This window comes from Streptomyces longwoodensis (assembly GCF_001514125.1).
GTDB lineage: Bacteria > Actinomycetota > Actinomycetes > Streptomycetales > Streptomycetaceae > Streptomyces > Streptomyces longwoodensis.
Genome location: NZ_KQ948557.1, coordinates 274,247 through 286,279 on the forward strand (window position 1 = coordinate 274,247; position 12,033 = coordinate 286,279).

Below are 12,033 nucleotides of genomic sequence, written 5' to 3' on the forward strand. Positions count from 1 at the left end.
TCACCCCCTACACCAGAACTGTTCACCTCGGGAAGCCGGCGAGCACGTTCTCGTTCTTCCCTGCGGATCCGACTGCAGCTTGACGAGTGGGTCGCTGGCCGGAGTGGAGGGGCGCTCTGCGTGGCGGTGTCAGGCGATCGTCTGGCTCGGAAATTACGCTCCGGTTTACGACCACACCGCATCCGAGCGGTCAATGTCGAATGAGTCGACCAGATTGCAAGCCGACAGCGTCGTGGGACGGCCGGCCTTCCGACTGGCATATGGTCGCGACCCGATAGTGCGATGCGCGTCAGGCTGAGAGTGTGCTGTGCATCCGGCTCAACGGCTAGTGGCTGCGGTGCGGGAGTTGACGTCGAGTTTGGCGTAGATTCGGGTCAGGTGGGACTTGGTGGTGCCTTCGGTCAGGGGAGGCGTGTGCCGATGGCCTGGTTGGACAGCCCTTCGGCGACCAGAGTGAGAACTTTGGGTTCGTGCCGGATCAGGGCGGTGCCCGGGGTGCGTAACCGGTCCATTAGCCGGTCGGCGACGGTGCGGGCGACTGTGGTGCGGTCGACGGCTGCAGTACGTACGGCAGCAGCCAGGTTCTCGGGCGGGGCGTCCTTGAGGAGATAGTCGGTGGCGCCGGCTTCGATGGCAGGCAGGGTGTCGGCGTCGGAGTCGTAGGTGGTGACGATCGCCGTCCCTACCAGCTCTCCGGCGGTCAGCGCCAGCGCGTCAACATCGCCCGCGCGCTGATGAACCGACGGCGAACCCGCCAGCGCTCTCGACCATGAACGCCGCGCCGTTGTCCTCGACCTCATCACCCGCCTTACCCACGAGAAGGCCACCGCCATGATCCTGTCACCCGGGACCGCACCCGCCTCACCTCAGCCGATCAGATCGCCGAAGTCCCCGACGCAGTCCTGCGCCTCCCGGCAACGAGCCGGGGTAAGGGATCAACTTGCACGAGCCAAAGGGCCAAGCGGCTCCGCATACGACGAGCGTTCCGCAGGTTCTGAGAGCCGGGCTTACCTGCACGAACCCGATGACGTCCAGCGCCGGGTTCTATGACAGTGGAAGGTCTGGGATTGCTGGACCGCTTACGGACGCACTAGGAGTCGCGTTCATCCACGGTCGGCTGTCCGACTGCAGGTGCGTGACCAGGAAGCCGTCGATGTAAGGCACCGGCTGTGAGAGGAGCGGTTGTCCATGATCGGTGTAGCGAGGTAGAGGCCGCCTTCAGCCCGAGCGGCTGGAGGCTTCGTTCGCCGTCCGAGCCTGCTCACGTGACACACCGTAGATCGGTTCGACTCAGGGTTGGCCCCGATGTGCGGGGTGGTTGCGGTCCGTACGTTGGGCATCACCGGCAGCCGGGCACGGGGGCGGCCGCCGGGAGCCGTGCTTCCGCTGCGGCCGTGGCACCGGATCGGTGCATGGGTGGTGCGGGAGCGGACCGGTGCACATGACCGGGCACGGGCGGTTGCTCCTCACGCACAGCCGTCACATGCCCGGCCATGACGGCCCCCGATGTTCCAGCGACAGACCGGGGGTACAGCCATGCCAGAGCGGATTGACGCACGTGCGACCGTCGCCGCCACATCGGCGGTTCCGCTCGGTGCCCCGGCATCACGGGCCGTTCGACGTGGGTGCCGGCACGGACTGCCGCACATCGCGCCGTTCCGCCCCCGCGGTTCGCACCGTGCCACGGTTCCCGGACCCGGCGGACCGCGGCGTTCCGCGGTGACACACGCCGCCGGATAGCAGGCCCCGCCTGCCCCTCACCCATCCAGCATGCTCCATCACCACCACTTCACCTCGGGCACGGCTTCTCACGTCAAGGAGACAGCAGATGCACAACGTCAAGCGCGTCCGGTACGCCGTCACGATGGCGGCCGCCGGGCTGGTCCTGTCGGGCACGGCCATCACCGCCGCGGTGGCCGACTCCTCGTCGGCCACCGCGCCGAAGGCGGCCGCCGCCACCGGCACACACAGTGCCGACGTGGCGGCCGCGGGCAGGAGTTACACCTACCTGATGTTCAAGAAGAACTCCAGGAACCCGTCGAACTCCCGGCTGAGCCTGGTCTACGTGAACATGAACAACCCCGACCACCCGCACAGCTACACGGTGAACAGCTGGCGCGCCGGGTCGGGCAACGGCAGCAAGGACACCTGCGCCCGCAACCGGGGCTGGCTGCCCAATGGTGAGTACGCCATCAAGGCGTTCTACGACCACCACAACGGCGGGTCGCACGGCGTGAACGGCGTCTCCTGGCTGCTGAGCAACCACAAGTGCCACAGCGGCACATGGCGCACGGACCTGTTCATCCACAGCGAGATGCGCCCCAACGGCACCCAGGGCCCTCGCACCGGGGGCGACAGCCCCTACCGCTGGGACGGCAACGGCGACTACAAGTCCAACGGCTGCATCAAGCTCAAGCCGTCCGACATCCGCGAGCTGAAGGGCTACCGCTCCGGCTACCCGAAGCCGACCAGGCTGTTCGTGTCCTGAAGCCTCGGCCCGGTCGCCGGCACACGGCCGGCGACCGGGCACGGCCGACCGCAACCAGAACACAAGGAGATCGATTGTGAAGGCATCCCGCATACTTCACGCGGCGCTGCTGACCGCTGCCGTACTGACCGGTGCTCCGGTAACCGCCGCTGCCGCGTCCGCGTCCTCAGCCGGTGCATCGTCCGCCCCGGCGGTGACCTCTGCCAACCAGTGTGCGAAGACGCGGCCGTTCCTTTCCCGCGGCGACCAGGGAAGCTGCGTACGGTTCCTGCAGCGCAAGCTCGACGACAACGGCATCCCCACCCGGGTCGACGGCGTCTTCGGCCGGGGTACTGCCCATTCGGTGAAGGTCTTTCAACGGGCCTGCGGCTTCCAGGGCAAGGAGATCGACGGCCTGGTGGGTCCCCGCACCTGGGCCGGGCTGCTGGATCACTCCTGCGTATGAGCTCGTGAGGGCCCTAGGAGTCCCTGGGGGCGGGAAGTCGGTCATGCGCGCAGATATGTCAGCACGGCGAGCACCCGGCGGTTCGCGCTGACGTCCGGTTCGAGCTCAAGCTTCGTGAACACGCTCCGGATATGGGTCTCCAGCGTCTTCGCGCTGACCCGCAGCCGCCTGCCGATCTCCTCGTTCGACCAGCCCTCCGCCATATGCCTTAATACCTGCCGTTCGCGCGCGGTCAGCGCGTCCAGTGCCCCCTGGGTGCCACGCCGCCGCAGCAGCCGGGAGACGATTTCCGGATCGACCGCCGACTCTCCGGCCGCCACCCGTTGCAGGGCGGCACACAACTCCTCTGGGTCGGCGATCCGTTCCTTCAGCAGATACCCGAACCCCCGGGGGCTGCGGGCGAGCACCTGTACCGCCGTGCTCGTCTCGACGTACTGGGACAGCAGCAGCACGCCGGTGCCCGGGCGGCGGGTCAGGATCGCCTCCGCCGCCCGCACCCCCTCATCGGTGTAGGTCGGTGGCATACGGATGTCGAGCAGCACCGCGTCCGGCCGCTCGGCCTCGACCAGTGCGAGCAGCCCCTCCGCCGAGCCGGTCTCGCCGACCACCTCGATACCGCAGTCGGCGAGCAGACGTAGCAGCCCCTGGCGCAGCAGCACGGAGTCCTCGGCAACGATCACGCGCACGGCAGCTCCACACGGATCCGCGTGCCCCGCCCTCGAGGGCTGTCGACCCGCAGGTCGCCGCCCACGGCGGACACCCGGTCTCGGAGCCCGCTCAGCCCTGTGCCCCGCGCGGGGGCCCTGTCCAATGACGGATCGTCCGCACCGCCGACTCCGTCGTCCGTCACCTCGACCACCAGACGGACGCCGTCGCGCCGGGCGCGGACCTCGATGTGGCGGGCGGCGGCATGCTTGACGGCGTTGGCGAGCGCCTCGCAAGCCACGAAGTAGGCGGTGGTCTCAATCAGCGGAGGGCAACGGCCGGGCTCCGCGTCGACCGTGACGGGCACCGGGCACTGTTCGGCCAACGCCATCAGCGCCGGGGCGATCCCCGCCCGGCCCAGGACCGCCGGGTACATGCCCCGCGCTAAGTCCCGCAGTTCATCCAGCGCCTGACGCAAGCTCCCCTCGACCTCTTCGACGGCGCTCCGCAGGCCCGGGTCCGTGCCAGCGGGCAGCCTCGCACCGAGGCCGCGCAGCGTCATCAGCGTGTACAGCAGCCGGGTCTGGGCGCCGTCGTGCAGATCCCGCTCCAGCCGTCGGCGCTCCTCGTAGGCGGCCTGGAGCAGCCGGCCGGGTACCGTCCGCGCCGTCATAGCTTGCTCCTCCGCCCGGGCGCGCAACCGCGCGTTGCGCCGCCACAGCCGGACGACGGCGCAGGCCGCGGCGAGCAGCGCGGGATCCTCGGTGAGAGCGTCGTCGTGCACCAGGACGGCATCGGTGTCCGTGTGCGTCATCTCCCGGCCGGCCTCGGCCGACAATGGCCGTCCGTCCGGATCGGCGTAACCCTCGCCGGTGCGTAGGCCCAGTACCAGCGTCGGGTCGCCCAGAGTGCGGCGCAGCACGTCCTGCAAGCGGTGCGCCGTGCACGTATGACCGGCAGTCACCAGCAGCTCGCCGACGTACGCCCGCCGCAGCCGCATGCGCAGCAGGCTCACCAGAAACACGACGGGTACGACCACCTCGCTGAGGTCGGAAGGCACAGTCAGCGCGGCGTTCGCGTCTGCCAGAACTTCAGGCATCACCAGATACAGCATTTCCCAGCCCACGAAGGCAAGGGTCAGCCCGACGGCGACCCAGGACGGCAGCAGCACCCGGCGCCGGGCCGGACTCGCCGAACGCCACCTGTGCACCATCCGCGCCGCCACCAGGATCGTGAGGACCACCCCGGCCCACCGGTAGGCCAGGTCCACCGCGTCGAAAAGGGCCGGGTGGTGCAGGACGAGAAAGGCGTTCGGTCCGCAGCCGGAGCAGGTGAGGTAGCTCACCGAACTGTCCCTCACAGGGTCGTACAGCACCACGCGGACCAGTCCGCCAACGCCCACCAGCAGGTACCCGGTGGCGATGAGCCGGCGGTCGCAGACGCCGCCGGCCCGCCCGTCCGGGAACACCAGCAGCAGATGCGCGAGAACGGCCAGGTTGAGCGCCTCACCCCACGCACCGAGGCCGAACAGCAACGGCACGGGAAATCCTTGGAGGTTGCCCAGAAACCAGGCCATCCCCTCGGCGAGCATCACCGGACCGGTGCGATTGGCCGGACGCCGGGCCCACGCCACCAGCCCCGACCCGGCGAAGGCCCAGCCCGTACAGAGATCGCGTACCAGGTCGGTGCCGTCCGCACCGGTCCGCGCGTACCCCCAGCACCCGCACAGCCCGGCGGCCACCGCCGCGGCACCCCACCCGACGAGTGCCGCTGGCAGAACGCTGCCCGGCTGGCGCTCCGCACGGAGAGTCTTGCCGTACGCGCCTCTCACCGCGAACTGCCGTGCACGCGTGTCATCGGAAACATGCCTTCCCCCGAATTATGTCGACCGCGCGAGGCGCGGAGCGTGTACACGACACCGGGCCAGCCCCGAGCTTGATCGATCTCAGGTTGCCGCTCGGCAACTCCTCCGGGCGCACCAAATATCAGGCTATCGAGACCATCCGATCCGAGGCTCAGGAACAGGTACTAAACTAGTCATTTAACGTCCGGCCGCCGGAGGTGGCTCAATTGAGCCAGATCAGCACCGCATGACCGGTGGATGCGGCATCTTGGAAGAGCCGAGGGTATGCACTCGGCGTGGTCCATCACGCCGGGCCGTGCCATGCAGAGCCGCACTCTACGAATCACGCCGAGGCGACAATCTTCGCACGTCTCGGTGGCAGCGGATCCAAGTGCGGCGACGCCGGTGAAGGTGAGAGGGACGGCTGCCTTGCGTTCGTGGAGGCGGTTCCGGCGGTGACATCCGGTCAGCCGAGCGACGGTGCGTCCAAGAACTCAGATCGAGTGACTTGTTACGGCTGTTACGCAGCAGGCAGTCTGACGCGCGCCCAGACGGACTTGCCTTCAGCCTGCGAGTCCGTGGTCCAGCCCCATGTGTTACTCAAAGCGTTCACGATGGGAAGTCCCCGGTGACGTTCTGCCATTGGCTGAGGGGGAGTAAGTCTGGGGTGAAGCTGGCTGGGATCGCGTACGACGCACAGCAGGGTACGTGGACGCAGAGTGAAAGCCAGCCATACCCCGGCTTGCTGGTCGTCTCCTGCGGCAGTGTCGGGGCGGCCGTGGCGGACGGCGTTAGCGACCAGTTCGGAAGCGATCTGCACCGCGTCGTCGCAGAGGGTGTGCAGTCTCCAGCGGCGCATGGTGTGCCGCGTGAACTGCCGCGCGATGTAGCAGCAGTGTGGGGAGGAGGCAGGGATGCGGCGTGCGGCGAAGGGAGTACTGCCGAGGCCGGAGCGGACGGCGAGGTTGGGTGTGGACGCCAGCGGTTCACCGAGGAACAAGGTCGGTCTTCTTCGCTCGCGGCGTGCAGCAGGCATGAACTCTGGCTGGATCGTGCCGTCGGCTTGTGGCGTCATCGTCCGTCCCCCGGAACTGGTGCCGTGCTTTGTGCATGACCTGGCGTCGTGCCCGTCACTATTCCGGCCCGTTCCTCGTTTCTGCAAGCGCGGCTCTGCAATTGCAGGACGCCGATAATCGCACAGACAGTCGGTTCAGCTGCAGGCCGCAGACGAGCGTGAGCCGCGGCGGGCAGAGGCGACTGGGAGAGGCACGGTGGGTTATGCAGCGGGTGCAGACGGGTGTGAGGTCAGAAGCTGTTGAGGGAGCGCACTGGTTCAAGAGCCGTCGCAGTGGAGGGAACGGCAACTGCGTGGAGGTGGCGCGTCTTGCCGATGGTTGCGTAGCGATGCGCAATTCCCGTTACCCCGAAGGGCCCGTCCTGGTCTATACGCGAGAGGAGATCATGGCCTTCCTCGGAGGCGTCAAGGATGGGGAGTTCGACTTCACCCTCTCGCGTGACTGAGGGTAAAACCATGGCCATCCGCTGACACCCTGGAGTCGCGGCTGCAATACTCGGCTTCTCAACAGCCCAGTAGGAGTGCCCGCATGGCAGCCGACCGTCAGGCGCCGTCGATTCTTGGATTCTCGCCCCACCCGGAGTGGGGCCCTGCAGCGCATCGCAAGGCCCTCGCCGGGCACTTGCGGCGCTGTCGCGAGAACGTGGGCCTCGGGCCCCGGCAGGTCGCCCGGTGCATCCATACCTCCGAGGCGACGATCAGTCGCATGGAGACGGGCCGGACATCATTCAAGCCCGCCGAGGTCGAGCAGCTCCTCGATGTCTATCAGGTGAGGGATCCGCGGGAGCGCGCCCGGATTGCCGACCTGATGCGGGAAGCCGCCCAGCCTGAGGCGTGGCAGCCCTATGCCAACGCTGCGCCGGCCGCCCTGCGTCCGCTGCTGGCTATGGAGCCCGCCGCTCGCCGCATCATCTCCTACGAGCCTCAACTGGTCCCGGGCTGGCTGCAGACGGAAGAGTACGCCGAGACCGTGATCCGGGCGGTTCACCCGACCAAGCCGGCCAGGGAGATCAACGAACGCGTGGCCCTACGGATGCAGCGCCTTCAGATGCTGCGCCGCGCTGAGTCTCCTCCGGTCCTGCTCGCCGTGATGGACTCTGAAGTCTTTCGCCGTCCGGTCGGTACTCCAGGAGTGATGTACCGCCAGATCAAGCACTTGCTTGCTCTTCTGGAGGAGCTGCCCTACCAGCTGCATCTCCAGATCGCCTCGCTGGCCGTGGGCGCCGCCGGCGCCATCGGGCATCCGATCGTGCACCTGAGGTTTTTCACACCTGAGTACCTGCCCGACATGGTCTACCTCGAGCAGTACGAAGACGCCCTCTACCGGGAGAAGCCCGCCGAGTCCGAGCGCTACCTGGCCATCTTGAACAACCTGTGCGGTGTGGCGAACCCCGCCGAGCAGACACGAGCGCTGTTGGAACAGGCGCTTTCCGCCTGGTCATCACAGGTCGTCTAGCCTCCCGGCTGCCCGCGGGCTCAGTGCCTGACGAATCCGACCCCGCCGTACTCTTCCCACTCCCAGCTGAGCTGGGCGGGAACATCAGCATGGCGGGGCCGCCATGCGGAGACCTCCACCAGGCCCGGTGGTATCAGCTCCAGCGGCGCGCAGAAGTCGGCCACGTCTTTCCTTTCCCGCACCCGTCCCCAATGCCCTTGGGTCTGCTCGTCCATGAAATGAGTGACGAAGTCACGGACCGGGGCGGATTCGCTGACGAGCTGGCAGACCACCATCATGCTGCCGCTGGGCAGCCGGTCGGCGACCCGGGCTATTAAGTCCGCCGGCCGGTCGAGATCGGGGATGCAGTGCAGGACCGAGACGAACAGCGCCGCGATCGGCTCCTCGGGATCGATGAGACGGCTGAACGGTTCACTTGAAAAGATGCCATCGGTGTCGCGCATATCGGCCTGCAGGACGGCGGTGTTCTCGTTGCTTGCCAGCAGTACGCCACCGATGGTGCGGACGATGGGATCGTTGTCGACGTACACCACCCGGCTGGAAGGGTCGACCCGCTGGGCGATCTCGTGGACGTTGTCCTGCGTGGGCAGGCCTGAGCCGTGGTCGATGAACTGCCGAATGCCGTAGTCGGCTGCCAGCACATGGACCACGCGGCGTAAGAACTCCCGGTTATTCAGGGCCAGTTCCCGCATGCTGGGTACGTGCGAGAGCAGCTCTTCGCAGGCCGCACGGTCGGCGGGGTAGTTGTCCCGGCCACCCAGGAGACTGTCGTACATGCGGGCCACACTCGGAACAGTGACGTCCACTCCGTACGGCAAACTCACGCGCATCCCCTCCTGCCCTACGCGCCCCGACAGCGCGCATTGCGATGGGACGGAGTCTAGGGACAAGCGCGCCGCGACGCTGCGCAGCGGCTGGAATTCTCACCCTCCGGAGGAACGCGGCGGCAGACTGGGAAGGTCCGCCAGGTGTATCCCAAGGACCTCGGCAATGCGGTCACGGTCAAGGTGCAGTCGCTCGTGCAGAAAGTACGCGTCGTCGTGCAGTGTCTGCATGCCGTGGCCGGCCGCAACAGCGGTTGGGTCGCATCCTGCCGCCCGGTCGACATGGTGGTGCAAGATGCGCCAAGCGACGGCGGCAGGGCCGGCGCTGCCCAGGATCGCCGTCCAGGACACCGCCAGTTCCGTAAGTGCCGCGGTCACCGCCGTCTCGGCTGCCCCGCGCCGCCCGATCCGCAGCGAGGCGTATTGCAGGTACGCCTCGTAGTGGCGCTCACGGAAAGCGGTGTAAGCGGTCAGCGCGGTGCGCTGGGCGCGATGCTCCAGCCACGGCCGAAGCACAGCCTGGCGCCGTGCGTTGGCCGCAGCCGACGACAACTGGCCCAACCGGAGGGCGGCGTGGCGGCCGCTCACGGTTCCTCTTCCGGCACGGCGATGTGCGCGGTGCCCTCCGGCAGCCGAGGGTCATCGCACATCAGGAAGGTGTAGTGCACTGCTTCCCACAACGGCTTGAAATCATGCGGACGCCCTCCGAGGGCGCACACGAGCGCGGCCAGTACTTCCCATTCCGGAACGTCGATGCCCGACAGGACGCGTCGCGCCTGCAGTGCGGTCACCGCCTTGCGGCTGTACTGCTCGATCCGCTCAGGGGAAGGTGACTTGGCTGCCCGGTGCAGGCCCCGCACCGCGGCGTGCAACTGCTCGATGGAGACTGCCACGGGTTGCCGTCCGTGCACGGTCATACCGTGTGCCGCCTCGAACAACACGCGCAGTTCAGCCGGGTCAGCGCCGAAGAGAACGGCCAGGGAGCACGTCAGATCCCAGGTGGGCAGCCGGTCACCCGACAGCACGCGGGAGATGAACGACGGCGACAGCATTGTCCTGTCGGCGATCTCCCGAATCGTCAAGCCGCTGGTCGCCTGAAGTTGCTCCAGTGCAGAAGCCAGCTGGCCGGCGGGGGAGGCCACACCAACGGTGTTCGGGCCGCCTGCCGCCTCTTCAGGTACGTCAGCGAGCCGGGCAAGTTGAGGGCCTCGCCAGCGAGCCGGAGCGGCCCGCTTGTCATTGGCATGCAGATCCATCATCCGGGCGACCCGCTCCGGTCCCCACCGTGCCCGCGCCGTCTCCGGTGCAACGTGAGCGGCCTTGCCTACCGCCTCCCATTTCTCACCCCGGTGCCGGGCATCCTGCACCGCAGCCGCGGTGTAGATTTCCAGCTCCCGGCGGATCGCATCGGCTCTTGCCAGAAGAGTGGCAAGCTCCTCCTGGCGGACCTCACTGTCCAGCAATTGCTGAGCGAGCCGGCGCACCTCGGCCGCCACCTCAGCGCCCAAAGGCCCCTGGACAGTTGGCAGGGGGACTCTGCGCGCCTGCCGGTTACGCTGAGCCCGCCGGCGGCACGCAGTGCTGCAGTAGAGGCGTCGCCGCCCGGCCCCGGCATTCTGCACCAGCGGGCCCCTGCACACCGGACACTGTCCCGGCTGCGATTGATCAGCCGTCACGTTTGCACCCTCTTTCCTGCACCCCACACCGCGGACCAGCGCTCACCGTCCTCCTGGGCGCCGGCCGGCCCACGATGAACGTCGCAGGCCGGCCCCCCGAAGTGCAGACGTCAGTCCAGGCGTGCCCAGAGGTACTCAATCCGGGAGGTGCGCGCTGCGGCCGCCGCAACGGCCGTGAACGCCACGCACGCGGCAGCGGGCCATTCACCGGCAGACGGCAGGACAAAGGACAAAGCCAGCACCATCACAGGGCCCAGGCTGACCGTGACAGCGAGGGCACGCAGGCGTGCGTAATACCGGCCGGAATTGCTACCGTCCAGGCTTGTCCCGGACACTACGGTGCCCCGGACGACATTGGGGTCAGTCATCGTTCCTCACAGAATCGGTGGTGGCTCAAATGTGCAGGGGGTCCGGGCCTGTTGGTCCCATCCGTCGGGCCTGGGCCCCCAATCTTGCGTGAGATTAGCGCGCTTGCAGATCACACCGCCAACGGAGTGAGGCCATAACGGGGAACGTGGCCCGCAACGATGTGCGAAACGTCCCCGGAAGGAAAAAGCACGCTCGATCATGCCTCATAAGAGGCAGTGATCGACCACCTGCGAACGCAATTGATCATTGCTGCACGTTAAGTCTCCTGATACACCGCAAAGCAGTGTGTGAAAAATCAGCCGGAGTGCGCTCCGGCGCACCCGCGGGCGCATCCGATGACCCCCAGGGCGCCCCCGTGTGAGCGTGCGGGCCCGCCGCCGGGAGCCTCCGAAGTGCCGTTGTGCGCTGCGACAGCTCGCGGACGGCAGCCAGACTCCACGGCACCGCCGCTTCCGCTGCCCCCTGCCGGTTGCCTGTCGGCCTCTGCAGTAGCTGGAGTTGCAGGCGCGGCGGCGCTCTTTGACGCTCCTGAAGCAACCCCCTAATGTAGGTCCCACATCAGATATCAGAGTGCGGTAGTACGGGGGGATGGGCGTGTTGCTGACAACCGGGCAGGCCGCGGAGGAGCTCGGCTGCGCCGTCACGACCTTCCGGCGCCTCGTCCACGCGGGGCTGCTTCCCGAACTGTCCCACCGCGGAGTACGTGTCATGACCCCCCTGGCCGTCGTACAGGCCCTCAGCACGCGCAATCGTGCCCCCCTGGACCAGATGGACACCCGTGAAGTCGCTGTGCTGCGCGTCGATACCGCTCAACGGGTCGACGACGCCGACCGCGACTGGATCGGGTTCGCCGCCGACCTCAGCCCCGACAGCCTCCTCAAGGCGCTGCGCGGCTGGTGGCGATGCGACCCGGCAAGCATCGCGGCCGGGGGAGCACTGCCGGTCACCTTGTCCGGCTACGTGGTGGCGGTGCTGACCGGACTCGAACGCTGGGAGAAGAACACCGACGGCCGGCATGCCTTTCCTGACGCCCGCCTGGCCGGCTACGTCACCGACCTGGCCACCCCCCGCCTGTCCATCACCTCCGACCACGACGGCGACCAGCGGCTCGCCCGGCTGCTGCTGGCCACCCGTCTTCCGTCCCACTCGGGCGGGGCCATCGCCTACGTCTCCACCACCCGCGCAGGCTGAACTCCAGGCCCGGACAAGGAA

General features: G+C 67.8%; 11 protein-coding genes and 2 pseudogenes. 6 read left to right on the plus strand and 7 right to left on the minus strand.

The features are described from left to right. Nucleotides 1-318: 318 nt before the first annotated feature. A pseudogene (locus AQJ30_RS24280) lies at nucleotides 319-674 on the minus strand (LuxR C-terminal-related transcriptional regulator); the annotation flags it as partial. Here AQJ30_RS24280 and AQJ30_RS38990 point away from each other — a divergent pair. From AQJ30_RS38990 to AQJ30_RS24290, 3 genes and pseudogenes are all read left to right on the plus strand, one after another. Beyond that, nucleotides 651-998: pseudogene (locus AQJ30_RS38990) on the plus strand (P-loop NTPase family protein); the annotation flags it as partial. The pseudogenes AQJ30_RS24280 and AQJ30_RS38990 sit on opposite strands and share 24 nt — an antisense overlap. Nucleotides 999-1,828: 830 nt before the next feature. Further along, nucleotides 1,829-2,488, plus strand: coding sequence for a hypothetical protein (locus tag AQJ30_RS24285; protein WP_067237803.1), 660 nt, complete (start codon nucleotides 1,829-1,831; stop codon nucleotides 2,486-2,488). Nucleotides 2,489-2,564: 76 nt separating this feature from the next. After that, nucleotides 2,565-2,933: a peptidoglycan-binding domain-containing protein gene (locus AQJ30_RS24290; RefSeq protein ID WP_159052379.1), complete on the plus strand. Its 369-nt coding sequence runs from the start codon at nucleotides 2,565-2,567 to the stop codon at nucleotides 2,931-2,933. 41 nt (nucleotides 2,934-2,974) lie between these two features. Here AQJ30_RS24290 and AQJ30_RS24295 read toward each other — a convergent pair whose 3' ends face one another. From AQJ30_RS24295 to AQJ30_RS39965, 3 genes are all read right to left on the minus strand, one after another. Continuing rightward, on the minus strand, nucleotides 2,975-3,613 hold the full coding sequence (locus AQJ30_RS24295; RefSeq protein WP_067238027.1) for a LuxR C-terminal-related transcriptional regulator: 639 nt from the start codon (nucleotides 3,611-3,613) through the stop codon (nucleotides 2,975-2,977). Further along, a complete protein-coding gene (locus AQJ30_RS24300) occupies nucleotides 3,610-5,319 on the minus strand; it encodes a sensor histidine kinase (RefSeq protein WP_245727055.1) in 1,710 nt (569 codons plus the stop codon). Before AQJ30_RS24300 ends, AQJ30_RS24295 begins: the two co-directional genes overlap by 4 nt. Before the next feature lie 622 nt (nucleotides 5,320-5,941). Next, a complete protein-coding gene (locus AQJ30_RS39965) occupies nucleotides 5,942-6,496 on the minus strand; it encodes an ATP-binding protein (protein ID WP_079084261.1) in 555 nt (184 codons plus the stop codon). Nucleotides 6,497-6,699: 203 nt separating this feature from the next. Here AQJ30_RS39965 and AQJ30_RS24305 point away from each other — a divergent pair, with 203 nt between their 5' ends. Together AQJ30_RS24305 and AQJ30_RS24310 are read left to right on the plus strand one after the other, a co-directional pair. Continuing rightward, the gene (locus AQJ30_RS24305; protein ID WP_067237807.1) at nucleotides 6,700-6,942 is read left to right on the plus strand and encodes a DUF397 domain-containing protein; all 243 of its coding nucleotides are present in this window, start codon (nucleotides 6,700-6,702) and stop codon (nucleotides 6,940-6,942) included. Nucleotides 6,943-7,025: 83 nt separating this feature from the next. Further along, nucleotides 7,026-7,952 (plus strand): helix-turn-helix domain-containing protein, encoded by a 927-nt coding sequence (locus AQJ30_RS24310; protein WP_067237810.1) that lies wholly within the window; start codon nucleotides 7,026-7,028, stop codon nucleotides 7,950-7,952. 20 nt (nucleotides 7,953-7,972) lie between these two features. On the opposite strand, the gene AQJ30_RS24315 is transcribed toward AQJ30_RS24310, so the two are convergent. The 3 genes from AQJ30_RS24315 to AQJ30_RS39505 form a co-directional block, all read right to left on the minus strand. Then, nucleotides 7,973-8,782: an SAM-dependent methyltransferase gene (locus tag AQJ30_RS24315; RefSeq protein ID WP_067237813.1), complete on the minus strand. Its 810-nt coding sequence runs from the start codon at nucleotides 8,780-8,782 to the stop codon at nucleotides 7,973-7,975. Nucleotides 8,783-8,875: 93 nt separating this feature from the next. Beyond that, nucleotides 8,876-9,364, minus strand: coding sequence for a hypothetical protein (locus AQJ30_RS24320; RefSeq protein ID WP_067237816.1), 489 nt, complete (start codon nucleotides 9,362-9,364; stop codon nucleotides 8,876-8,878). Continuing rightward, nucleotides 9,361-10,272: a helix-turn-helix domain-containing protein gene (locus AQJ30_RS39505; RefSeq protein WP_067237818.1), complete on the minus strand. Its 912-nt coding sequence runs from the start codon at nucleotides 10,270-10,272 to the stop codon at nucleotides 9,361-9,363. Before AQJ30_RS39505 ends, AQJ30_RS24320 begins: the two co-directional genes overlap by 4 nt. 1,257 nt (nucleotides 10,273-11,529) lie before the next feature. Here AQJ30_RS39505 and AQJ30_RS24335 point away from each other — a divergent pair. Then, nucleotides 11,530-12,012, plus strand: coding sequence for a DNA-binding protein (locus AQJ30_RS24335; protein WP_245727059.1), 483 nt, complete (start codon nucleotides 11,530-11,532; stop codon nucleotides 12,010-12,012). Nucleotides 12,013-12,033 lie beyond the last annotated feature (21 nt).

Excerpts from the sequence above, each read along its gene's own strand:
- AQJ30_RS39965 (WP_079084261.1), bottom strand. The coding sequence starts at position 6,496 with ATGACGCCACAAGCCGACGGCACGATCCAGCCAGAGTTCATGCCTGCT.
- AQJ30_RS24315 (WP_067237813.1), bottom strand. The coding sequence starts at position 8,782 with ATGCGCGTGAGTTTGCCGTACGGAGTGGACGTCACTGTTCCGAGTGTG.
- AQJ30_RS24335 (WP_245727059.1), top strand. The coding sequence starts at position 11,530 with ATGACCCCCCTGGCCGTCGTACAGGCCCTCAGCACGCGCAATCGTGCC.
- AQJ30_RS24310 (WP_067237810.1), top strand. The coding sequence starts at position 7,026 with ATGGCAGCCGACCGTCAGGCGCCGTCGATTCTTGGATTCTCGCCCCAC.
- AQJ30_RS24285 (WP_067237803.1), top strand. The coding sequence starts at position 1,829 with ATGCACAACGTCAAGCGCGTCCGGTACGCCGTCACGATGGCGGCCGCC.
- AQJ30_RS24305 (WP_067237807.1), top strand. The coding sequence starts at position 6,700 with ATGCAGCGGGTGCAGACGGGTGTGAGGTCAGAAGCTGTTGAGGGAGCG.